Origin of the sequence: Bradyrhizobium sp. S3.2.6, assembly GCF_040546885.1 — a bacterium.
Taxonomy (GTDB): Bacteria; Pseudomonadota; Alphaproteobacteria; order Rhizobiales; family Xanthobacteraceae; genus Bradyrhizobium; species Bradyrhizobium cytisi.
Window position 1 is genome coordinate 69,659 of record NZ_JBEPOS010000022.1, and the last position, 21,546, is coordinate 91,204.

The 21,546-nt window shown below is 63.9% G+C and carries 21 protein-coding genes; 12 read left to right on the top strand and 9 right to left on the bottom strand.

What is annotated here, in order from left to right:
* The first annotated feature begins 107 nt into the window (after window positions 1–107).
* From ABID58_RS29625 to ABID58_RS29640, 4 genes are all read left to right on the top strand, one after another.
* The gene (locus tag ABID58_RS29625) at window positions 108–914 is read left to right on the top strand and encodes a creatininase family protein (protein ID WP_354036378.1); all 807 of its coding nucleotides are present in this window, start codon (window positions 108–110) and stop codon (window positions 912–914) included.
* A 139-nt stretch (window positions 915–1,053) separates the two neighbouring features.
* A complete protein-coding gene (locus ABID58_RS29630) occupies window positions 1,054–1,317 on the top strand; it encodes a hypothetical protein (protein WP_354036379.1) in 264 nt (87 codons plus the stop codon).
* A 411-nt stretch (window positions 1,318–1,728) separates the two neighbouring features.
* Window positions 1,729–3,705 carry a carbohydrate porin gene (locus ABID58_RS29635; RefSeq protein WP_354036380.1) on the top strand — a complete coding sequence of 659 codons (1,977 nt, stop codon included), beginning with the start codon at window positions 1,729–1,731 and terminating at the stop codon, window positions 3,703–3,705.
* 131 nt (window positions 3,706–3,836) lie between these two features.
* Window positions 3,837–5,135 carry a hemolysin family protein gene (locus ABID58_RS29640; RefSeq protein ID WP_354036381.1) on the top strand — a complete coding sequence of 433 codons (1,299 nt, stop codon included), beginning with the start codon at window positions 3,837–3,839 and terminating at the stop codon, window positions 5,133–5,135.
* 21 nt (window positions 5,136–5,156) lie between these two features.
* Here the strand turns inward: ABID58_RS29640 and ABID58_RS29645 are convergent, their stop codons facing one another.
* The 3 genes from ABID58_RS29645 to ABID58_RS29655 form a co-directional block, all read right to left on the bottom strand.
* On the bottom strand, window positions 5,157–5,399 hold the full coding sequence (locus tag ABID58_RS29645; protein ID WP_148751870.1) for a PilZ domain-containing protein: 243 nt from the start codon (window positions 5,397–5,399) through the stop codon (window positions 5,157–5,159).
* A 108-nt stretch (window positions 5,400–5,507) separates the two neighbouring features.
* Entirely contained in the window at window positions 5,508–7,133 is a 1,626-nt protein-coding gene (locus tag ABID58_RS29650; RefSeq protein ID WP_354036429.1) for an FMN-binding glutamate synthase family protein, read from the bottom strand.
* Window positions 7,134–7,604: 471 nt separating this feature from the next.
* The gene (locus ABID58_RS29655) at window positions 7,605–8,378 is read right to left on the bottom strand and encodes a ferredoxin--NADP reductase (RefSeq protein WP_354036382.1); all 774 of its coding nucleotides are present in this window, start codon (window positions 8,376–8,378) and stop codon (window positions 7,605–7,607) included.
* Between ABID58_RS29655 and ABID58_RS29660 the strand changes: the two genes are divergently transcribed.
* On the top strand, window positions 8,377–8,529 hold the full coding sequence (locus ABID58_RS29660; protein WP_354036383.1) for a hypothetical protein: 153 nt from the start codon (window positions 8,377–8,379) through the stop codon (window positions 8,527–8,529). The genes ABID58_RS29655 and ABID58_RS29660 overlap by 2 nt on opposite strands.
* Before the next feature lie 221 nt (window positions 8,530–8,750).
* On the top strand, window positions 8,751–9,554 hold the full coding sequence (locus tag ABID58_RS29665) for an ATP-grasp domain-containing protein (RefSeq protein ID WP_354036384.1): 804 nt from the start codon (window positions 8,751–8,753) through the stop codon (window positions 9,552–9,554).
* Window positions 9,555–9,616: 62 nt separating this feature from the next.
* On the opposite strand, the gene ABID58_RS29670 is transcribed toward ABID58_RS29665, so the two are convergent.
* Window positions 9,617–10,537 (bottom strand): amino acid ABC transporter substrate-binding protein, encoded by a 921-nt coding sequence (locus tag ABID58_RS29670; RefSeq protein ID WP_354036385.1) that lies wholly within the window; start codon window positions 10,535–10,537, stop codon window positions 9,617–9,619.
* A 12-nt stretch (window positions 10,538–10,549) separates the two neighbouring features.
* Window positions 10,550–11,845, bottom strand: coding sequence for a dicarboxylate/amino acid:cation symporter (locus ABID58_RS29675; RefSeq protein ID WP_148751874.1), 1,296 nt, complete (start codon window positions 11,843–11,845; stop codon window positions 10,550–10,552).
* A 210-nt stretch (window positions 11,846–12,055) separates the two neighbouring features.
* Between ABID58_RS29675 and ABID58_RS29680 the strand changes: the two genes are divergently transcribed.
* The 5 genes from ABID58_RS29680 to ABID58_RS29700 all read left to right on the top strand — a co-directional run bounded on the left by ABID58_RS29680 (window position 12,056) and on the right by ABID58_RS29700 (window position 17,315).
* Window positions 12,056–13,057 (top strand): NADP-dependent oxidoreductase, encoded by a 1,002-nt coding sequence (locus tag ABID58_RS29680; protein WP_354036386.1) that lies wholly within the window; start codon window positions 12,056–12,058, stop codon window positions 13,055–13,057.
* Between the two features lie 152 nt (window positions 13,058–13,209).
* A complete protein-coding gene (locus tag ABID58_RS29685; RefSeq protein WP_148751876.1) occupies window positions 13,210–14,052 on the top strand; it encodes a cysteine rich repeat-containing protein in 843 nt (280 codons plus the stop codon).
* A gap of 98 nt (window positions 14,053–14,150) precedes the next feature.
* Window positions 14,151–14,360, top strand: coding sequence for a hypothetical protein (locus tag ABID58_RS29690; RefSeq protein ID WP_148751877.1), 210 nt, complete (start codon window positions 14,151–14,153; stop codon window positions 14,358–14,360).
* 190 nt (window positions 14,361–14,550) lie between these two features.
* Window positions 14,551–15,705 (top strand): FAD-dependent monooxygenase, encoded by a 1,155-nt coding sequence (locus tag ABID58_RS29695; RefSeq protein ID WP_187434918.1) that lies wholly within the window; start codon window positions 14,551–14,553, stop codon window positions 15,703–15,705.
* Window positions 15,702–17,315, top strand: coding sequence for a benzoate-CoA ligase family protein (locus ABID58_RS29700; RefSeq protein WP_354036387.1), 1,614 nt, complete (start codon window positions 15,702–15,704; stop codon window positions 17,313–17,315). Before ABID58_RS29695 ends, ABID58_RS29700 begins: the two co-directional genes overlap by 4 nt.
* 152 nt (window positions 17,316–17,467) lie before the next feature.
* Here ABID58_RS29700 and ABID58_RS29705 read toward each other — a convergent pair whose 3' ends face one another.
* Window positions 17,468–17,980, bottom strand: coding sequence for a MarR family winged helix-turn-helix transcriptional regulator (locus ABID58_RS29705; protein WP_354036388.1), 513 nt, complete (start codon window positions 17,978–17,980; stop codon window positions 17,468–17,470).
* Window positions 17,970–18,602 (bottom strand): maleylacetoacetate isomerase, encoded by a 633-nt coding sequence (gene maiA, locus ABID58_RS29710; protein ID WP_148751880.1) that lies wholly within the window; start codon window positions 18,600–18,602, stop codon window positions 17,970–17,972. The genes ABID58_RS29705 and maiA overlap by 11 nt, the downstream gene beginning before the upstream one ends.
* Window positions 18,603–18,739: 137 nt before the next feature.
* Here maiA and gtdA point away from each other — a divergent pair, with 137 nt between their 5' ends.
* The gene (gtdA, locus tag ABID58_RS29715) at window positions 18,740–19,780 is read left to right on the top strand and encodes a gentisate 1,2-dioxygenase (protein ID WP_354036389.1); all 1,041 of its coding nucleotides are present in this window, start codon (window positions 18,740–18,742) and stop codon (window positions 19,778–19,780) included.
* Between the two features lie 114 nt (window positions 19,781–19,894).
* Here gtdA and ABID58_RS29720 read toward each other — a convergent pair whose 3' ends face one another.
* Both ABID58_RS29720 and ABID58_RS29725 read right to left on the bottom strand, forming a co-directional pair.
* Window positions 19,895–20,716: an ABC transporter permease gene (locus ABID58_RS29720; protein ID WP_354036390.1), complete on the bottom strand. Its 822-nt coding sequence runs from the start codon at window positions 20,714–20,716 to the stop codon at window positions 19,895–19,897.
* The gene (locus ABID58_RS29725; RefSeq protein ID WP_354036392.1) at window positions 20,709–21,482 is read right to left on the bottom strand and encodes an ABC transporter ATP-binding protein; all 774 of its coding nucleotides are present in this window, start codon (window positions 21,480–21,482) and stop codon (window positions 20,709–20,711) included. The genes ABID58_RS29720 and ABID58_RS29725 overlap by 8 nt, the downstream gene beginning before the upstream one ends.
* Between the last annotated feature and the right edge of the window lie 64 nt (window positions 21,483–21,546).

Consider the following 21,546-nt stretch of genomic DNA (forward strand, 5'->3'; position numbering starts at 1 on the left):
CAGACCAACGCGATAAAACCGCAAGACATTCGGGGACGCGAACCGGCCAGGCCCGCGTCCCCTCCATAACACCAAACTACGTGACAAATTCGGGCAAAGAAACCTTGATGACGCCTTCGCGCGACTGGACCGAGATCCGCTGGGCCGATGCGAACCCTGAGGACGTATCGCGCTGGATCGCGGTGCTGCCGCTGGCCGCGACCGAGCAGCACGGCCCGCATCTGCCGCTCGAGACCGACGTGCTGATTGCGGAGGCCTATCTTGCGCGGGTGCAGGAAGTGCTGCCCGCGACCATTCCGGCGACCTTCCTGCCTGTTGAGCCCATCGGCATCTCCACCGAGCATATCGACTATCCGGGCACGCAGACGCTGCCGACCGAGGTGGCGCTGAAGCGCTGGACCGCAATCGGCGGGGATATCGCGCGACGCGGCGTGAAGAAGCTCGTCATCATCACCAGCCATGGCGGCAACAGCGCGGCGATGCTGCTGGTGGCGCAGGATCTTCGCGCGCATCAGAAGCTGCTCGTGGTGACGACATCATGGTCGCGCCTGTCGGCTGCAGAAAAACTGTTCCCGGCCGATGAAGTGCGTCACGGCATCCATGGCGGCGCGGTCGAGACCTCGATCATGCTGGCGCGCTATCCCGATCAGGTGCGCGTGGATGCGATCGCGGATTTTCCTGCGAGCAGCATCGCGATCGAGAAACAATGTCGCTGGCTTTCGACGCAGCGGCCCGCGCCCTTTGCCTGGCAGGCCCAGGATCTCAACGCCAGCGGCGCCGTCGGCAATGCGACACTGGCCGTCCTCGAGAAGGGCGAGCAGCTCATCGACCAAGGCGCGCGCGCCTTTTGCGAGCTGCTGGCCGAGGTCGATAACTTCGACGTGAACAGGCTCGCCAAAGGCCCCCTTGGTTAGCTCGCATCTATCTGAAATCCTTCGGGAAAGAGCTGCATTCCCAGACCACCTGAGGCGCCTTCGAACCGGTTTCGGCAAGCCTCCGTCCAATTGAGCACGCGGACCACAACGGACCGCCTCAACCCGGATGGAGTTTCACATGTCGATCAAGACCAGGATTGCCGCCGTCGCTCTCGCCGCCCTCACCGTCACCGCTGGCGTCGCATCCACCACGTCGACCGCTCAGGCCAAGCCGCTCGGCTGGGGCTGGGGTGTCGGCGCCGGCATCGCCACCGCCGCCATCGTCGGCACCGCGGTCGCCGCCAGCAGCCAGCCCTATTACTACGGCTATCACCGCTGCGGCTGGGTCGCCCAGTACAACGCTTACGGCCAGTTCGTCGGCAACGTTCGTACTTGCTACTGATTTGAGGTTCTGAGGCCGATCTTACGTGGATCCCGCGTCCGACACGGGCGCCTCATCCACCCCGTGTCGTGCCCCGACCCCGCCCGGCTGTCCCCCCGGGCGGGGTCATTCGTTTTTTTGAGACCGGGAACTTGTTGCAGTCCCGTCACATAGCGGTGCGAACCATCTCCTGCGACATTCTGAATTAGTTGCTATTGCGAATTATTAGCAATAAGGTTCGCAGCGAGCGCAGGGGCTTGGCAAGACCTTGGGGCGAAACGCATCGAAACGAGCTGGTCTCGTCCGGTCGCGCAAACAGCCAAGACCCTGATGACAGGAGCACCGCGAATCGGCAGGGATGTCGGGCGCGGTTGGGGCACGGTCGCGTCTGGGGGCGTAGTTTTGACGTTGAGAGGTCACCGTTACAGGTATTTGCGGACGGCTGCGGCGCTTGCCTCGGGCGTGCTCGCGCTGCCGGGCGCGAGCTTTGCCGCCGATCTGCCGCTGAAGGCGCGCGCCGCGAAAACAATCTATGAGTGGACCGGCTTCTATGTCGGCGGCCATTTCGGCTATGGCGACGCGAGCTTCGGACCCGGCACCAATCCCATGCCTGAGCAGGGCGTCGTCCTGCCGCACAGCGCGACCGGGCTCACCGGCGGTTATCAGCTCGGTTACAACCGGCAACTTTCCAACCGCGTCGTGCTCGGCATCGAGGCGGATTCGACCTTCACGAGTCCATCTGACGGTCCGGCACTCGCACGTTCGCCGGCGCCGTTCCACACCACGATTGATTATGTCGGCACCGTGCGCGGCCGCATCGGTTATGCGTTCGACCGATTCATGCCCTATGTCACTGGCGGCTTGGCCTGGGGCCATACCCACATCAACGTCAATGACGGTGATGGCGTCACCGGATTATTTCCGGTCGGCCACTACCAGGCCGGATGGACTGCGGGCCTCGGTCTCGAATACGCCGTCAGCGGCAATTGGACCGCGAAGGCCGAATACGAATATGTCGACCTCTCCCGCAAGACTTACGATCTCAGCGGCTTTGGCCTCGGCGGCGTCAACGTCGATCCACGCATTCATCTGTTCAAGCTCGGCCTGAACTACCAGTTCGGCGACACGCCGTGGATACCGGCGGCCGGCGGCAAGGCCAAGCTGCCTGAATCCGACGACTGGAACGTCCACGCCCAGACCACCGTGCTGCCGCAAGGCTATGGGCCGATCCATTCGCCCTATGCGAGCCCGCAGAGCCTGCCCGGTCGCGGCCAGTTCCAGGCTACGTGGACGACGACGGCGTTTCTGGGCGCGCGACTCTGGGACGGCGGCGAGTTCTATTTCAACCCCGAGCTGGCGCAGGGCTTTGGCCTCAACGGCACGCTCGGGCTTGCCGGCTTCTCCAACGGCGAAGCGCAGAAGGCCGGCGCGGCCTTCCCGAAAATCCGGGCGCAGCGCTACTATCTCAAGCAGACATTTGGACTCGGCGGCGAGCAGGAGACGGTCGATGACAGTCCGAACCAGCTCGCGGGAAAACGCGACATTGATCGCGTCACGCTGGTCGTCGGTCGGTTCGCAGTCGGCGACTTCTTCGACGGCAATTCATACGCAAAAGACCCGCGTGCCGACTTCATGAACTGGGCGATGTGGGCGTCGGCCGCCTATGACTTCCCCGCCGACCTGCCCGGCTATACCCGCGGCGCCGTAGTCGAGCTCAACCGCAAGGACTGGGCGATCCGTGCCGGCCTATTCCAGGTGCCGGCCGCGCCCAACAGCGACGTGCTCACCTTCAAGACCGGCGGCACCGTCGTCGAGTTCGAGGAGCGTCATTCGATCTTCGAGCAGCCCGGCAAATTGCGCGTCGGCGTCTTCGCCAATAGCGGCAACACCGCGAACTATCAGCAGGTGGTGGACCTGGCCGCTGCCAATCCGGCCCTCGACATCAATGACATCGCCGCCGTGACCCAGCGTAATCGTCTCAAATACGGCTTCTACGTCAATCTCGAGCAGCAGATCGTCAAGGACGTCGGACTGTTCGCGCGGGCAAGCTGGAACGACGGCCAGAACCAGATCCTGAACTTCACCGATATCGACCGCAGCCTTTCGGGCGGCCTGTCGATCAAGGGCAGTCGCTGGGGGCGTCCGGACGATACGGTCGGCATCGGCGGCGCCATCAACGGCCTGTCGGCCGCGCATCGCGACTTCCTCGCCGCCGGCGGCACCGGTCTCCTGATCGGCGACGGCCAGCTCAACTATCGTACCGAACGCATCCTCGAGGCCTACTACGCCTATTCGGTGATCAAGGGCGTGACGCTGACCGCCGACTATCAGCTCATCGTCAACCCTGCCTACAACGCCGATCGCGGGCCGGTCTCGATCTTCTCGGGCCGCCTGCACGCCGAATTCTGAGGCTCCGGGAACACATGTCCGGCGGGCGGTGCGACAATTTGGTCGGAACCGGGCAAGGTGCGCATCGCGTTCATATATAACCGGCTTGGTCCGGCGTCCGCCGGGCTGATTTTCCCCTTCGCTCGCGCACAATGTTGTCTGTCGAACTCATCATCGTCGTCGTCCTGATCGTCATCAACGGCCTGCTGTCCATGTCGGAGCTCGCCGTGGTCTCATCGCGCCCGGCGCGGCTGTCGCTGCTGGCCGCCAAGGGCGTGCGCGGCGCCGAGCGCGCGCTGACACTGGCCGCCGATCCCGGAAAGTTTCTCTCGACGGTGCAGATCGGCATCACGCTGGTCGGCGTGCTGTCGGGCGCGTTCTCCGGCGCGACGCTCGGGCAACGGCTGACGCAATGGCTGGTCGAGCTCGGCCTGTCCTCGGGCATTGCCGACATCGTCGGCGTCGGCATCGTCGTCACCATCATCACCTATGCGACCCTGATCATCGGCGAGCTGGTGCCGAAGCAGGTGGCGCTGCGCAACCCTGAAAGCATCGCGGTGAAGGTCGCGCCCGCAATGCACGTGCTGGCGCGGGTCTCGCTGCCGCTCGTATTTCTGCTCGATCTCTCCGGCAAGCTGATCCTCACGCTGCTCGGCCGCGGCGGCAAAGCCGAGGAGAAGGTGTCGGAGGACGAGATTCATCATCTTGTCAACGAGGCCGAAAGCGCGGGCGTTCTGGAGTCGGGCGAAAAGGAGATGATCGCCGGCGTGATGCGGCTCGGCGACCGGCCGGTCGGCGCGATCATGACGCCGCGCACGGAGGTCGACGAAATCGACCTGAGCGATGACCAAGCCACGATCCAGACGCTGATCGCGAAGAGCCCGCACTCGCGCTTTCCGGTCTCCGACGGCGATCGCGACAAGCCGATCGGCGTGCTCCAGGCGAAGGACCTCCTGGTCGCGTATATGAACGAACGCACGCCGGATCTGCGGGCGCTTATCCGCGAAGCGCCAAGCATTCCCGCGTCAGCCGATGCCCGCGATGTGCTGGCAATCCTGAGGGCTGCGCCGGTTCATGTCGGTTTCGTCTATGACGAGTACGGCGCGTTCGAGGGCGTGGTAACGGCAGCCGATATTCTGGAGTCGATCGTCGGCGCCTTCCATTCCGAGGAAGGGCCTCCGGAGCCGGCTTACGTCAGGCGCGCGGACTCGTCGCTCCTCGTCGCAGGCTGGATGCCGGTCGACGAGTTCGGCGAGCTGCTGGGCATCGAGCTGCCGCCGCATCACCGCTACAACACCGTGGCCGGCCTCGTGCTGCAGCAATTCACTGTGCTGCCCAATGTCGGCGATGCCTTCGACTTTGCCGGCTGGCACATCGAGGTGGTCGATCTCGACGGCAGGCGGATCGACAAGATTTTGGCGAGCCGGCTGGGTGAGGTCGAGACGGGGTGAGCGAGCGCTCGTGCGACACCCTCACCCGAACCTTACCCCGATCCGCTTTTCCTTGCGCCACACCACCGTGCAGGCGAGATGCGCGCCATCGGCCTTGATCGATAGGGTGAAATGCTCGGGAATGCCGACCGGGCTGGTGACGTCGAGGGCTGCGCCGGTGGCGGAGAAATTGCGGACGGTGCAGTCGATCGCGCCGCCGCCGAACTCGATGGTTCCGGCTTTCAACACACGATGCCTGGCCTTGTTGCGTCGTTCTTCGTCCATTGGGCCAATTTACACCCGAAGCTGACACAGAGGTTAAAATGCAACCGGCGTGCGATGAATTTACGCCCCGCAGCAGGGTGCGGCGGTATCATGTGGTGGAGCGGAACCTCACAGCGCCGGCTGAAACGAATCTGCCCGCGCCATCCGCCAGGCGTCGCCGAACCGCGGATCTTCCGTCCCTTCGAGCAGCTCGCCCGGGCGCAGCGCCGGATAGAGCTGTGCGAAGGACTGCACACGGGTCGTCGAGGTCCGCTGGCTGAAATGAACCGGGCGCAGCTCCTGCGGATGGGTGAGACCGGCCGCCGCGATCAGCTCGGTCAGCGAGTGCAGCGTGGCGCGATGATAATTGTGCACGCGGTCGATCTTGAGCGGCACGTAGAGCGCACGTGCCCGCGTCGGGTCCTGGGTCGCGACTCCGGTCGGACAGCGGTCGGTGTGGCAGCTCAGCGACTGGATGCAGCCGAGCGAGAACATGAAGCCACGCGCGGAATTGCACCAGTCGGCGCCGATCGCCATCGCGCGCGCCAAGTCGAAGGCGGTGGCGATCTTGCCGGACGCGCCGATCTTGATGCGGTCGCGGGCATTGATCCCGACCAGCGCGTTATGGACGAAATTGACGCCCTCGCGCATCGGCATGCCCAGATGATCCATGAACTCCAGCGGCGCAGCACCGGTGCCGCCCTCGTTGCCGTCGACGACGATGAAATCGGGATAGATGCCGGTCTCCAGCATCGCCTTGCAGATCGCCAGAAACTCCCAGGGATGGCCGATGCAGAGCTTGAAGCCAGCCGGCTTGCCGCCGGAGAGCTTTCGCATCTCGGCGATGAACTGCATCATGCCAACAGGCGTCGAGAAGGCGCGATGCGAGGCTGGCGAGATGCAGTCCTCGCCCATGGTGACGCCGCGGATCTTGGAAATCTCCTCGGAGACCTTCGCCGCCGGCAGCACGCCGCCATGGCCGGGCTTGGCGCCCTGGCTGATCTTGAGCTCGACCATCTTGATCTGGTCCTGGCTCGCGACGCGCGCGAACGCCTCTGGATCGAAGCTGCCGTCGAGATGACGGCAGCCGAAATAGCCGGAGCCGATCTCCCAGATGATGTCGCCGCCCATCTCGGCGTGATAGGGGCTGAAGCCGCCTTCGCCGGTATCATGGGCGAAGCCGCCCTTCTTGGCGCCGGCATTGAGCGCGCGCACCGCATTGGGGCTGAGCGCGCCAAAGCTCATCGCCGAGATGTTGAACACTGAGGCCGAATAGGGTTTTGCGCAGTCCGGCCCGCCGATGGTGACACGAAACTTCTCCTCGGCGTGCGCCTTCGGCGACACCGAGTGATGCATCCACTCATAGCCTTCGCGATAGACATCCTCCTGGGTGCCGAACGGACGCTTGTCGAGCTGCATCTTGGCGCGCTGATAGACCAGCGCGCGAATGTCGCGCGAGAACGGCATGCCGTCCTTCTCGCTCTCGAAGAAATACTGCCGCATCTCCGGCCTGATCTCTTCGAGCAGGAAGCGGATATGCGCCGAGATCGGGTAGTTGCGCAGAACCGCATGGCCCTTCTGCATGAGATCGCGGACGCCGAGCAGCGTCAGGGCGCCGAAGATGCAGATCGGGATCAGCAGGATGTCGAAGATCTTGCGGTCCGCGATGCCGATGCCGATCAGCAATGCGGTGACGACCGCGCAGATCGTCAGGATGATGAAGCGCGGCGAGAATGGAAGCAGCAGGGTTTCCATCAGCCCTTCGGGCGAAGCTTGTGTCTTGTTCTCGTTGGCCACGACCACGTCCCTCTCGTCAGGATGACGGGGTATGATACGCCCGCGCCGGGTCTATGGATATGACGCGGACCGGTCCTGAGGCTACCGAATCCGCACGCTTCAGATCAATTCCTCCGGATGCGGGCTTTTGCACTGCAATAGATTCAATGACATGACAAATCAGTGACCAATTCAGTGGCCATGCAGCTGCGCCTCGTGCGGAATCACACCGTGGCGCGCAAGGCGCAGCTCCCCCACTTCTCGCATCGCAACACCGCTGCGAGATTTTGCCGCGCTTATAACAAGGCGCGCGCGGGCGACGCCAATGACAAGGTCGGGGGAGGATGGTGAGGGTGGTAGTGAGGGTGCGAGCCGAGATGCGAGCCACACTCTCCGCCGTCGTCCCGGGCAAGCGTCAGCGCAGACCCGGGACGGCGGTGTTGGAGGGTATCAGCGCTCGACGAACGCCTTCTCGATCACGAAGTGGCCGGGCTTGTTGCCGGAGCCTTCGACGAAATCGTGGCCCTCGAACATCACCTTGAGCTCTTCGAGCATCGCCGGGCTGCCGCACATCATGATGCGGTCGGTTGCGATGTCGAGCGGGCCCTGGCCGATGTCGTTGAACATCTGCTCGGAGCTGATGAGGTCGGTGATGCGGCCGCGATTGCGGAACGGCTCGCGGGTCACGGTCGGATAATAGATCAACTTGTCCGCGAGCAGCTCACCGAACAGCTCGTCCTCGCGCAAATTCGCGACGAGCTTCTCGCCGTAAGCGAGCTCGGAGACCTGGCGGCAGCCGTGCACCAGCACGATGCTCTCGAACTGGTCATAGACCTCGGGATCCTTGATCAGGCTGGCGAAGGGCGCAAGGCCGGTGCCGGTCGAGAGCAGCATCAGCCGCTTGCCGGGGATGAGGTTGTCGGTGATCAGCGTGCCGGTCGCCTTGCGGCCGACCAGAATGGTGTCGCCTTCCTTGATCTTCTGCAGGCGCGAGGTCAGCGGTCCGTCCTGCACCTTGATCGAGAAGAACTCGAGCTCTTCCTCGTGATTGGCACTGGCCATGCTGTAGGCGCGCAGCAGCGGACGGCCATCGACCTCGAGGCCGATCATCGCGAACTGGCCGCTCTGGAAGCGGAAGCCGGTATCGCGCGTGGCGCGGAAGCTGAACAGCGTGTCGGTCCAGTGCTGGACGGAAAGAACCTTCTCTCGGTAAAACGCGCTCATGATTTTCGATATTCCGAATAATTGCGGTTTTAGGGCAAAAGCGTTGCCCGGCCCTGAAAACGGGGCGGACACCATTGCCATGGTGGAGGATTTCGCCTGTGTGATTTACGCCATTGAAGCCAATAATCAACCTCGTTCCGGATGCAATTGATGCCGGTCAATGCGGCGTTCGCGGCGGAAACGGCCACACCATTAACGGATCTGCTGTCCGGGCGGCGCAGAGGGCAATTTCTTTTCCCTTTCGGGCGCAATTGCAGCACTTAATTTCCATCGCGCTCGCAAGAATTTCATTAAGAATAGCTCTGATTTTCACCCCGGCTTGGCGCCATTTCCCGCATTTTTGCGGCTTTTGGCGACTGGAACGATCTGGACATGACAAGCGGCGAGCGGATCTTCGTCCAAGCGATCAGGAGCTATGGCGCGCGTCATAGCATCGACGTCGATGTCCGCCCGGGCGGCTGGCTGATCGCCATGCGCCGTGGCGAGATGCGTCGCTTCGCCTTCGGCTACGACATCGGCCTCAACAGCGCGATCGCCCATCGCCTTGCCAACGACAAATCGGCGACTGCCGAGACGCTGTCGCTTGGATGCGTCCCCTGCATTCCGCATCACCTCTTCCTCAACCCGAAGCTGGGCAGCAACGTTGTTGATGCCGCCTGGCGAGAGGCCATGCTTGGGCTGCTTCACGACAATCCGCAAGGCGTGGTGGTGAAGCCCAACGAGGGGACGTCGGGACGATCGGTCTTCAAGGTGACGACAGAGACCGAACTCGACCACGCGGCCGGCGAGGTCTTTTCGATGAGCACAGGGCTCGTGCTCTCGCCTTATGTCGAGATCGAGGACGAGGTCCGTGTGATCCTGCTCGATGATGTCCCCCGCGTCGTCTACAGCAAGCAGCGTGGCTCGGATTGGCGGCACAATCTCGACGCCGGCGCAAAGCCCGTGCTGCTGGAAGGCGGCGAGGTCCGCGCGGCCTGCGTGAAGCTCGCGACCGATGCCGCAAGCGCGATCGGCATCACCTTTGCGTCAATTGACGTGGTGCGCGTGGATGGCGAATGGCGCGTGCTGGAAATCAATTCCGGCGTGATGATGGAAGCGCTGGCGAAGCTGCATCCGGAGCTGGTGCAGGCGACGTACGACGCGGCGCTGGATCGGGTGTTTGGGGAACACAAATAGCCGCGGACTCAATTCACCCTCCCCTGGAGGGACCTGGAGGGGGAGGGTAAAAGAGACCGCCATCAATTATTCGCGCTCGCGGAATCGTCCATCGCCTTGAAGGCTTCTTCCAGCTGCAGCGAGATCGGCACGTTCATCCGCTCGCCGGTCGGCATCCGCGCGATAAACCATTTGTTGTATAGCGGCACGAGATCGTGGTTGGAGCCGAGCTTGCGGAAGGTGCGGTCCACCACCGCTGACAATTGCGGCTCGCCCTTGCGGAACATGATGCCGTAGGGGTCGTACGACAGGAAGTCGCCGGTGACGCGGAACTTGTCCTGCGCCTTGTGGCGGACGATCAGGCCCGAGAGGAGAATGTCGTCGGTCGCGAAGGCGTCGGCCTTGCCGTCGACCAGCATCTGGTACGACTGCTCGTGATCGGCACCGACGACGATGTTCAGCCCCAGCGAGGATTTCTTGTCCGCGGCCTGGATCGCCTGCTCGTTGGTGGTGCCCTTCGTCACCACGATGGTCTTGCCCTTGAGATCAGTCAGCGACTGGACGCTGGACGCCTTCGGCACCATCAGCTTGGTGCCGGCGACGAACATCAGTGGCGAGAACGCCACCCGCTTGCCGCGCTCGGAATTGGCCGTGGTCGAGCCGCATTCCAGATCGATCTTGTTCTGGAGCACCGCGTCGATACGGTCGTCCGACGTGACCTTGACGTAGTCGATCTTCAGATTGGGATCGTCGACCTCGACGCCGATCTCCTCGACGATAGCCTCGCACAATTCGAGACTATATCCGATCGGGCGGCCCGACTGGTCGAGGAAGGAGAACGGCGGCGAGCTTTCGCGATAGCCGAGCCGCACGGCGTGCGCGTTCTTGATGGCGAGCAGCGTCGGGCTAAGCCCCTCGCTGCCGCCGGTCTGGGCGCAGGCGCCCGTAGCCAGCAGACATGCTGCCAGCAACAGGCTGCCCGAAATCGCCGTCAAAGGGCGCATGAAGCACTCCCGTCAGTGGCCGGCCATCGCAGGCACTTCGCCCGGCACCATGTCGCCGGGCACGACATCGCCAGCTCCGAGCTCGTGCTCGGGTCCGAGCTCGCCTTCCCACTTCGCCACGACCGAGGTCGCCAGCGTGTTGCCGATCACGTTGGTAGCGCTGCGGCCCATGTCGAGGAAAGTGTCGATGCCCATGATCATCAGCAGCCCCGCCTCGGGGATGTTGAACTGCGACAGCGTCGAGGCGATCACGACAAGGGAGGCGCGCGGCACGCCGGCGACGCCCTTCGAGGTGATCATCAGGGTCGCCAGCATCGCCAGCTGCGTGCCGAGCGGCATGTCGATGTGGTAGCTCTGCGCGATGAAGATGCTCGCGAAGGTGCAGTACATCATCGTGCCGTCGAGGTTGAAGGAATAGCCGAGCGGCAGCACGAAGCTCGAGATTCGCGACGAGGCGCCGAACTTGTTCAGTCCTTCCAGCGTCTTCGGATAGGCCGCTTCCGAGCTCGCGGTGGAGAACGCGATCATCAGCGGCTCGCGGATCAGCCTGAGCAGATGGCTGTAGCGCGGCCCGATCACGATGAAGCCGACCATCACCAGGATGCCCCAGAGGATGAAGAGCGAGAGATAGAAGCCGCCCATGAACACGATGAGCTTCCAGAGCACTAGCAGGCCGTTCTTGGCGACGGTCGCGGTGATCGCGGCCCAGACCGCGAACGGCGCGAACAGCATCACATAGCTCGTCACCTTCAGCATGATGTGGCCGAGATCGTCGATCAGCGCCAGGATCTGCTTGGAGCGCTCCGGCAGCGCACCCATCGCCACCGAGAAGAACACGGCGAAGATCACGATCTGGAGGATCTCGTTCTGTGCCATCGCGTCCGCGATCGAGGTCGGGATCAGATGGGTCAGGAATTTCTCGATCGAGAAGGCGGAGACCGGCAGGCCGGTCGACTGCGCCTTGTCAGGCAGCGTGCCGGGGAAGTTGGCGCCGGGCTGGAGCAGGTTGACCATGACGAGGCCGAGCATCAGCGACACGAAGGAAGCGCTGACGAACCAGCCCATGGTCTTGGCGAAGATGCGGCCGAGCTTGGAGCCCGAACCCATATGGGCGATGCCGCCGACCAGGGTCGCAAACACCAGCGGCGCGATGATCATCTTGATCAGGCGCAGGAAGATCACGGCGATCAGGTTGATGGACGACGCCCAATCTCCACGCGTATCCGGCAGGAAATTGTAAATCGCCGAGCCCATGATGATGCCCAGCACCATCGCCGCCAAAATGTATTGCGTAAACCTGTTCGACATCAATGACCCCCACTACACCGACCGCTTCATGATGTCGCAGATATGACAGCGACGCAACACGCTTTGCGTGCGCTCCCTTGAGCCGGATGTTCCCGTTGCGAAACCGAACGCGGCGATCTAGCCTTCATGCAGCGCACAACGAATGCGGCTTGCTCGTTTTGTTTGCGGCAACTGCATCAATAAACGTCAAGCAATGAGAGAGGGAACACCATGACCGGAAGCCGCAATCGCCAAATTCTTCTGGTGGAAAAGCCCAGCGGCAAGCTCGGCCCCGAGCATTTCAAGATGGTCGAGAGCGCATTGCCGGAACCGAAGGACGGCGAGGCGTTGCTACACGTGCGTTACATCTCGCTCGACGCCGCCAATCGCGCCTGGATGCACGGGGCGACGTATCGTTCGGCCGTCGAAGCGAACAGCGTGATGGCCGGCGGCGGCATTGCCGAGGTCGTCAGCTCGAAAGCGCCAGAGCTTGCTCCGGGCGACATCGTGTTCGGTGACACCGGCTGGCAGGAGTTTGCCGCAGTGCCCGCAAAGCATTTGGCGAAAATGCCGAAGCTGGAGCCGATGACGCATCTGCTCAGCGTGTTCGGCATCGCCGGCCTCACCGCCTATTTCGGCCTGCTCGAGGTCGGCAAGCCCAGGGAAGGCGAGACCGTCGTGGTCTCGGCGGCCGCGGGCTCGGTCGGCTCGATCGTCGGGCAGATCGCCAAGATCAAGGGATGCCGCGTCATCGGCATCGCCGGCGGCGCGGACAAATGCCACTGGCTGACCTCCGAGCTTGGCTTCGATGCGGCTGTCGACTACAAGGACGGCGCCGTGTTCAAGGCGCTGCGCGCGGCCGCACCAAAGGGCATCGACGTCTATTTCGACAATGTCGGCGGCGACATTCTGGAAGCCTGCATTCCGCAGATGAACAATTACGGCCGCATCGCCTGCTGCGGTGCGATCTCGCAGTATGACGGGACGCCGTCGGCACACGGCCCGCGCGGCGTGCCCGGCCTGATCGTGGTGAAGCGGCTCGTGATGCAGGGCTTCATCGTGATGGACTACATGAAGGAGAGCCAGCGCGCCCTTGCCGATCTCCAGACCTGGGTAAAATCCGGCAAGCTGAAGGTGCAGGAAGACGTCATCGATGGATTGCAGAACACGCCGAAGGCGCTGATCGGATTGCTCGCGGGTGAGAACCGCGGCAAGCGCATGGTCAGGCTGTAGAGACGTAGTTACGTCGCAATTCCACGCGTATTATCTACTTGCGGTAGTGGCCGAAGCGGCCAAGGATGGCGCGCGCGGCATCACCCGCGACGATTGTTTGCATCACTTTTAATAAAGCGTCGGCACTACCGACAGGGCAGGAATTCACCCCGATGTTCAACACATTGAAACATGTTTCGACGCGGAGGGCGTTGCTCGCCGCAGCACTCTTCGCAACTGCAACAAGCGCATTCGCGCAAGCGCCGACCGAGGCTCAGAAGAGCGCGATCCGCTCCGCATGCCGCTCGGATTTCATGGCGCATTGCGCGAGCGTCACGCCGGGCGGCGCCGAGGCGTATCAATGTCTGCAGAAGAACATGTCCGGCCTGTCCTCCGGGTGCCAAACCGCGGTTCGTGCGATCGAGCCTGCCGCGGTTCCGAAGGCCGAAGCTGCTCCTGCCGCGCCGAAGACCGAAGCTGCCCCCAAGGCAGAAGCGCCACCTGCCGCATCGAAGGCTGAGTCCGCACCCGCAGCAAAGCCGGCAGCCGCGGCGCCGAAGGCCGCCGCCGCCAAGCAGCCGAGCAGCGCGCAAATTGCTGCGGTCAAGAGCGCATGCCGCGCCGATTATCCCAAGGTTTGCGCCAGCGTGCCGCCGGGCGGCGCTCCCGCACTCGAATGCCTGGAGAAGAACAAGGCCGGGGTTTCGGCGGCTTGCGCGAAGGCCGTGACCGCTGCGACCGGTGGCGGCGGTGCAACAGCGACGGCCGCGCCCGCAGCTGCTGCCGCGCCGGCTTCCGGAGCCGCGCCGGCGGCCGCACCCGCCGCGATCGTATTGCGCCCACTGCGGCCGCGCGAAGAGCTGTTCATCGTCCGCTCCGCCTGCGGCGCCGACATCCGCACGCTCTGCGCCGGCGTCCAGCCCGGTGGCGGCCGCATCGTGCAATGCGTTGCTAGCAACGCGGCGTCGCTCTCGCCCGGCTGCAAGGATGTGCTTGCGCCGTTTGCTGCGCGATGAGCAGCGCGCAGCTCACGGCGCGCGTGAATTTTCGCGCCTCTTGCGACTAACCTTTTGCCGACGCCCGATTTCAATCGCGACAAGACCCGGAGAAAGACATGCGTGCATTCCTGCTCATCGCTTCCGCGCTGCTTGCCTTCGCAGCGACCATGACCTTCGAGCCGTCTGATGCCAACGCAGTGGTGTGCGCCCGCGGCGTCTACCGCGCCGGTTGCGCCGGACCGAATGGCGCCGTCGTGGTCCGCAGGCCGGTGGTCCGCTGTACCAGGGTGCTGGTGAACGGGGTCTACGTGAAGCGCTGCGTCTGACGCGCGGGTGGTCAACCCAATGCGGTTTGGCTATGGTTCGCAACTGACGGTTTCGGGCACGCGCAAGACGGTTGCCCGCGGCCGTGCTGCGGCGCACCTCGCCTTGTCGATAATTCCGCTGGCGTGGGAAGCCGGGGCCCATTAGTCTACCCTGAGATAGTAAGTATACTGTCAATTAGGGAGGCAGAATTTGCGGATCGCCGTGATTGGCGGGGGGCCCGGTGGGCTCTATTTCGCCTATCTCTGGAAGAAGCGCCACCCCGAGGATCAAGTCGACCTGTTCGAACAGAACCCGGCCGACGCGACCTGGGGTTTTGGCGTCGTGTTCTCCGACCAGGCCCTGGAGTTCCTGCGCGCCGACGACCCCGAGACGGTCGATGCGATCGCGCCGCATATGGAGAGCTGGGAGAACATCACGCTGAACCGCGGCGGCGATACCGTTGCTATTGACGGCGTCGGCTTCTCCTCGATCGGCCGGCTCGAGCTGCTGCAGTTCCTGCAAAAGCGCGCGCTCGATGCCGGCGTCACGGCGCGCTTCGACACCCAGATTCACACGATCGACCAGCTCAACGGCCATGATCTGATCGTCGCCTCCGACGGCTTGAATTCGCTGGTGCGCCGCGCCTACGAGGGCGATTTCGGCACCTCGCTGTCCTATTCCTCCAACAAGTTCGTCTGGTACGGCACCTCAAAGCGCTTCGACACGCTGTCGCAGACTTTCGTGAAGACCGACCGCGGCGCGTTCAATGCGCACCACTACCGCTATTCGCCGACCATGAGCACCTTCCTGGTCGAGTGCGATCACGCGACCTGGCAGGCCTATGGCTTCGCCTACAAGGACGTCGAGCAGTCCAAGGGCGTCTGCGAGGAGGTGTTTGCCGACACGCTCGGCGGCCACTGCCTGGTCTCCAACAAGTCGGTCTGGCGCAACTTTCCCTGGGTCTGGAACGAGCACTGGTCGTTCAAGAACATGGTGCTGATTGGCGATGCCCTGCACTCGGCGCATTTCTCGATCGGATCGGGCACGCGGCTCGCGATCGAGGACGCCATCGCGCTGGTCAAGGCGCTGGAATCGGATGCGCATCTGACGACCGCACTGCATCGCTACCAAGCCGCCCGCAAGCCTGTGGTGCAGAAGCTGATCAATGCCGCGCGCACCTCGGCCTTCTGGTACGAGCACTTTGCCCAGCACATGCAGCTTGGCCTGATGGACTTTGCCTATAGCTACATCACCCGCTCCGGCCGCATCGACGATTCGCGGCTGCGCGCGATGTCGCCGGCCTTCATGGCGCGCTACGAGGCCGAGAAGAACGGCGGAGACGCGGACCGCGAGGCTACGGCATGAGTAACGAGATTCGCGACCAGGTGCCCGCGGACGGCGCGGGCGCCCGTGAGATCGGCTTTGCCGTTCCGCAACTCTACAACGCCAGCCGCGTGCTGTTCGACAATCTCGCCAAAGGCCGCAGCGACAAGCTCGCGCTGATTGGCCCGGCGGGCACTCGGACCTATGCCGAGCTGTGTGCCGAGGCATGCCGCTGGGGCAACGGCTTTGCGTCGCTCGGCCTGAAGCGCGGCGACCGCGTGCTGCTGTTCCTCGACGACACGCCGGCCTATCCCGCCGCCTTCTTCGGCGCAGTGCGCGCGGGCTTCGTGCCACTCTTGATCAATACGCTGACGCCGCCGGACCTGCTGCAATTCTATCTTGCCGATTCCGGCGCGGCCGTTGCGGTAGCGGAGGCCGAGTTCTGCGGTCGCTTCAACGCGGAGGCATGCAAGGACACGAACCTGCGCACGCTGATCGTCGTGAACGGCGCGGTCGGAGAGCACGCCGCGCCTGCCGCACTCGCGGCAACAAGCTGGCTTGCACAACTCCAGACGAAGCTTGCGGAAGCCGATACGCATCGCAACGAGATGGCGTTCTGGATGTACTCCTCCGGCTCGACCGGCCGGCCCAAGGGGATCGTGCATCTCCAGCACGACATGGCCTATAGCGAGGCTGCCTTTGCGCAGAACGTGCTGAAGCTGGCGCCGGACGACATCTCCTTCTCCGTGCCGAAGATTTTCTTCGCCTATGGCTTTGGCAATTCCGTCACCTTCCCGTTCTCCGCGGGCGCGGCAACTTTGCTTCTGCCGGGCCAGCCGAAGCCGGCATCGATCTTTGCCGCGATCGAGCAGTACCAGCCGACGGTCTTCTTCGGCCTGCCCACGCTCTACACGTCGCTGACCAAGGCCGAGGGCGCGGACAAGACGAACTTCTCGTCGCTGCGCATGGCGCTCTCGGCAGCCGAGGTGCTCTCGGCCGAAGTCTTCAACGGCTGGAAGGCGCTCACGGGCCTCGAGATCGTCGAAGGTCTCGGCTCGACCGAGGTGCTGCACATCTATCTCTCCAACCGCCCCGAGCAGAAGAAGCTCGGCGCGGCGGGCTTGCGCGTTCCCGGCTACGAGGTCGCGCTGCGCGACAAGGACGGTCGCGACGTCGGTGACAACAAGGAAGGGATCTTGTGGGTCCGCGGCGATTCCAACACGCCGCTGTACTGGAACCGGCCGGACAAGTCCGCCGAGACCATCCGCGAGGAGGGATGGATCTACACCGGCGACCGTTTTGTTCGCGACAGCGACGGTTTTCACTTCTTCCGCGGCCGCGCCGATGATCTCATCAAGATCTCGGGCCAGTGGGTCTACCCGCTCGAGGTCGAGCTGTGCCTCGCCGACCATCCCGAGATTCGCGAATGCGCGGTGTTCGCGGCCGAACTGCCGGACCGGCGCATGACGCTCAAGGCGGTGGTGGTGATGAACAACCGCACCGCCGACCAGAGCGAGGCGACGCGGCGGCTGCAGGACTACGTCAAGGGCAAGCTGCTGCCCTACAAATATCCGCGCGAGGTGATCTTCATCGACGAGCTGCCGAAGACGGGCACGGGGAAGATCGACCGGCAGGCGTTGTTGCGGATGTGAGCCCTCGCTGTCATCGCCCGCGAAGGCGGGCGATCCAGTATCCCAGAGACGGTGCTTGAGCCGAGAAGCCGCGGCGTACTGGATTCCCCGCCTTCGCGGGGAATGACAGTTGAGATTGAGGCGACAGCGTCGCTACATGACAATGAAGTCAGTCACCCCGCCTTCCCCAAATGCTCCAGCGCATCCTCCGCCCGCAGCGGCACCCGCGAGGCCTCGTTGTTGAGGTCGACGAGCTGGACCAGCAGCCCCATCAGCGCCTTGCGATCGCCGGGCTTGAGCGGCTCCAACATGCGCGTCTGCGCACGTTCGACGGCGGGGATGATCTCGCGCAGGATCGCGGCGCCCGGCTTGGTCAAATAGAGCAGCTTGATCCGCTTGTCCTCCGGCGCCGGCTTGCGCTCGACAAAATCCTTGGCCTGGAGCCGTTCGATCACGCTGCCGAGCGTGGAGCGGTCGAAGGCGATCACCGCCGACAACCGCGTCGCGTCGATGCCAGGATGAGTGTGGATCGCGATCAGCGCCGCATATTGCACGGGCGTAAGGTCGAACGCCTTGCACTCCTCCATGAAGATCGAGACCGCGATCTGCTGCATGCGCCGGAACAGATAGCCCGGCGCGGCATAGACCGCGTCTATCGTAATCGGCGCGGCAGGCTTACTCGGCATCGGGCTGCTTCTCCGGTGCGGCGTTGGCGAAGGCGGGCAGCGCCTTGGCGGCGGCTTCGGCCTTGAGCAGGCGCGGATACGCCGCGACGTCAACGCCGAAGCGGCGCGCATTGGCAAGCTGCGGCACCAGGCAGAGATCGGCGAGCGTCGGCGTATCGCCAAAGCAGAACGGCCCTGGTTCACCCTTGATCAGCGTCTCGCAAGCCGACAGTCCCTCGCGATTGACCCAGGCGGCCCAATCCTGGACCTTCTCCTCGGGCAACCCAAGCTCGCGCAGCCGCGCCAGCACTTTCAGATTCTGAACCGGATGAGTGTCGCAGGCGATCGCCAGTGCGAACGCCCTCACCTTGGCGCGCTGCAACGCATCCTTCGGCAGCAATGGCGGGCTGGGGTGCGTTTCGTCGAGCCATTCGATGATCGCGACCGATTGGGTCAGCACTGCACCGGCATCATTCTCCAGGGTCGGCACCAGGCCCTGCGGATTGATGGCGAGATAGGCGGGCGCGCTTTGTTCGCCCTTGCGAAGGTGATGCGGCAAATGCTCGGCACCGAGGCCCTTCAGATTCAGCGCGATCCGCACGCGGTAGGCGGCGCTGGAGCGGAAATAGCCGTGCAGCTTCATCGGAACCCTCCCTGTCTGTCATTCCGGCTCGCGCAGCGAGAGCCCGGAATAACGACGACCTTGTAAGTCGTTCGTCAAGTTGACGCTACCCAGACTGTAAGTATACTGTCAAATAACAAAACGACGGGAGCCGCACCATGGAAGCCGTGACCAAGACGCCGGAACGCGAGGCGTTCTACAAGAGGATCGACGGCGAAAATCTCACCGCGCTGTGGACGGTGATGGGCGATTTGATCACGCCGGAGCCGAAGAGCGCCTGCCGGCCGCACCTCTGGAGGTTCGACGTCATCCGTGACTACATGACCGAAGCGGGCAAGCTGATCACCGCCAAGGAAGCCGAGCGGCGCGTGCTGGTGCTGGAGAACCCGGGCCTGCGCGGCCAGTCCAGGATCACGACATCGCTTTATGCCGGCGTGCAAATGGTGGTGCCCGGCGACGTGGCGCCCGCGCACCGGCACAGCCAGTCGGCACTGCGCTTCGTGCTCGAAGGCAAGGGCGCCCACACCGCCGTCGACGGCGAGCGCACCGCGATGGAGCCCGGCGATTTCATCATCACGCCGTCGATGACCTGGCACGATCATTCCAACGAGACGAGCGAGCCAATGTTCTGGCTCGACGGCCTCGATATTCCGCTGGTGCAGTTCTTCGATTGCTCCTTCGCGGAAGGCTCCAGGGAAGACCAGCAGAAGATCACAAAGCCGGCCGGCGACAGCTTTGCCCGCTACGGCCACAATCTCTTGCCGGTCGATGTGAAGCGGTCATCGAAGACCTCGCCGATCTTCAGCTACCCCTATGCCTACACCCGCGAGGCGCTGGAGAAAGCACGCACGAGCCAGGAATGGGACGCCTGCCATGGGCTAAAGCTTAGGTTCAGCAACCCCGAGACCGGCGATTTCGCCATGCCGACCATCGGGACCTTCATTCAGCTGCTGCCCAAGGGTTTCAAGACCGCACGCTACCGCGCGACGGATGCGACCGTGTTCTGCCCGATCGAAGGCCGGGGCCGCAGCCGCATTGGCGATGCGGTTTTCGAGTGGGGCCCGCGCGATCTGTTCGTGGTGCCGAGCTGGCAGTGGGTGACGCACGAGGCGGATGAGGATGCCGTGCTGTTCAGCTTCTCGGACCGGCCGGTGCAGCAAAAGCTGGATCTGTTTCGCGAGGACCGCGGGAACGCGTGAGGATCACGACTAACCACATCCGTCATTGCGAGCGCAGCGAAGCAATCCAGAATCTTTCCGCGGCAAGATTCTGGATTGCTTCGTCGCAAGTGCTCCTCGCAATGACGGCTGTGGCTACCGCCAGTGCAACAGCTTGATCTCCAGCCAATTGATCACCCTGCCCACCACAAGCCCGAACGCCGACAGGATCACCACGCCGGCGAGCAGCTGATCGGTCTGCATCAGATTGCCCGCCTGCAACACGAAGGCGCCGATGCCGTATTGCGCGCCGATCATCTCGGCGCTGACGACGAGCAACAGCGCCACTGAGGCCGTGATGCGGAAGCCGGCGAGGATCGCGGGCAGCGCGCCCGGCCAGACCACCCTGCGCACGATGGTGGGGAACGGCACGTTAAAACTCTGCGCCATGCGGATGAGATTGCGCGGCACCGCATCGACGCCGCTATAGACCGAGATCGCGGTCGAGAAGAACACCCCGAGCGCAATGGTCGCGATCTTCGGCTCTTCGCCGATGCCGAGCCAGAGGATCAGAAGCGGCAGCAGCGCGATCTTCGGAATCGGGAACAGCGCCGAGATGAAGGTGATGCCGACGCTGCGCGCCAGCCGCGACAGGCCGATGGCGAAGCCGACCGCAATGCCGGCCGCCGTCCCCAGCAGCCAGCCGACGCCGATGCGCAGCAGCGACGCCGAGAGATGCTGCCAGAGCGCGCCCGACAGCGCCAGCTCGTAAATCGCGCGCACGATGGCCGACGGTGCCGGCAGAAACAGCGGATTGACGAGGCCGGTGCTGCCTGCCGCCTGCCAGATCGCAATGACCAGCGCGAGCGCGATCCAGCCGCCGAAACGGCTGGAGGCCGGCACGAAGCCCGCGCCGCGAAAGCGGACGCGCCGCGTCGTATCGTTCTTGGCCGATATGTCCGTCGCGCGATCAAGCATGCTGGACCTCGCGCTCGGCATCGATCGCCTCGTTGCGGATCAGCGACCAGATCTGGTTCTGCAGCGCCAGCAGTTTTTCGCGCGCAGCGATTTCGCCGCGTTCGGCACGCGTCATCGGCACCGCCACGACCTCGCGGATGCGCCCCGGTCGCCGTGACAGCACCACGATGCGGTCGGCCAGCCGCGCGGCCTCTTCGAGATTGTGCGTGACATAGGCCGCGCCCATGCCGCCATCGGCGAGCAGGCGGACGAAATCCTCCATCAACAGCTCGCGCGTCTGCGAATCCAGCGCCGACAGCGGCTCGTCCATCAGCAGGATGGCAGGCCTCACCGCGAGCGCGCGCGAAATGCCGACGCGCTGGCGCATGCCACCGGAAAGCTGCTTCGGGTAGGTTTTGCGAAAATCGGTCAGTCCCGTGCGGCGCAGCGCATCCTCGACCAGCGCACGGCGCTGCGTGGCTGAGACCTGCGTGTGCAGCAGCGGGAATTCGACGTTCTCCTCGACCGTCGCCCAGGGCAGCAGCGCGAAATCCTGGAACACGAAGGTCAGCGGATTGAGACTGTCCGCCGGCGGCGCGCCGCGCAACTCGGGTGCGCCCGACGTCGGCTGCAGCAGCCCGCCAAGGATCGACAGCAGCGTGCTCTTGCCGCAACCCGAGGGACCGACGATCGCCACCACCTCGCCGGCGCCGACGGTGAAGGAGACGTCGTCGAGCACGGCGAGATCGCCGAAGCGGTGGGAGATGTGGTTGGCGATCAGGTCCATTCTGTCTCGTCTATCCTGTTCTCCGTCGTTCCGGGATGGTCCGAAGGACCAGACCCGGAACCTC

Coding starts and splice junctions, on each gene's coding strand:
- ABID58_RS29625 (WP_354036378.1), top strand. CDS start 108: ATGACGCCTTCGCGCGACTGGACCGAGATCCGCTGGGCCGATGCGAAC.
- ABID58_RS29630 (WP_354036379.1), top strand. CDS start 1,054: ATGTCGATCAAGACCAGGATTGCCGCCGTCGCTCTCGCCGCCCTCACC.
- ABID58_RS29640 (WP_354036381.1), top strand. CDS start 3,837: ATGTTGTCTGTCGAACTCATCATCGTCGTCGTCCTGATCGTCATCAAC.
- ABID58_RS29645 (WP_148751870.1), bottom strand. CDS start 5,399: ATGGACGAAGAACGACGCAACAAGGCCAGGCATCGTGTGTTGAAAGCC.
- ABID58_RS29650 (WP_354036429.1), bottom strand. CDS start 7,133: ATGGAAACCCTGCTGCTTCCATTCTCGCCGCGCTTCATCATCCTGACG.
- ABID58_RS29660 (WP_354036383.1), top strand. CDS start 8,377: ATGATTTTCGATATTCCGAATAATTGCGGTTTTAGGGCAAAAGCGTTG.
- ABID58_RS29655 (WP_354036382.1), bottom strand. CDS start 8,378: ATGAGCGCGTTTTACCGAGAGAAGGTTCTTTCCGTCCAGCACTGGACC.
- ABID58_RS29665 (WP_354036384.1), top strand. CDS start 8,751: ATGACAAGCGGCGAGCGGATCTTCGTCCAAGCGATCAGGAGCTATGGC.
- ABID58_RS29670 (WP_354036385.1), bottom strand. CDS start 10,537: ATGCGCCCTTTGACGGCGATTTCGGGCAGCCTGTTGCTGGCAGCATGT.
- ABID58_RS29675 (WP_148751874.1), bottom strand. CDS start 11,845: ATGTCGAACAGGTTTACGCAATACATTTTGGCGGCGATGGTGCTGGGC.
- ABID58_RS29680 (WP_354036386.1), top strand. CDS start 12,056: ATGACCGGAAGCCGCAATCGCCAAATTCTTCTGGTGGAAAAGCCCAGC.
- ABID58_RS29685 (WP_148751876.1), top strand. CDS start 13,210: ATGTTCAACACATTGAAACATGTTTCGACGCGGAGGGCGTTGCTCGCC.
- ABID58_RS29690 (WP_148751877.1), top strand. CDS start 14,151: ATGCGTGCATTCCTGCTCATCGCTTCCGCGCTGCTTGCCTTCGCAGCG.
- ABID58_RS29700 (WP_354036387.1), top strand. CDS start 15,702: ATGAGTAACGAGATTCGCGACCAGGTGCCCGCGGACGGCGCGGGCGCC.
- ABID58_RS29705 (WP_354036388.1), bottom strand. CDS start 17,980: ATGCCGAGTAAGCCTGCCGCGCCGATTACGATAGACGCGGTCTATGCC.
- maiA (WP_148751880.1), bottom strand. CDS start 18,602: ATGAAGCTGCACGGCTATTTCCGCTCCAGCGCCGCCTACCGCGTGCGG.
- gtdA (WP_354036389.1), top strand. CDS start 18,740: ATGGAAGCCGTGACCAAGACGCCGGAACGCGAGGCGTTCTACAAGAGG.
- ABID58_RS29720 (WP_354036390.1), bottom strand. CDS start 20,716: ATGCTTGATCGCGCGACGGACATATCGGCCAAGAACGATACGACGCGG.
- ABID58_RS29725 (WP_354036392.1), bottom strand. CDS start 21,482: ATGGACCTGATCGCCAACCACATCTCCCACCGCTTCGGCGATCTCGCC.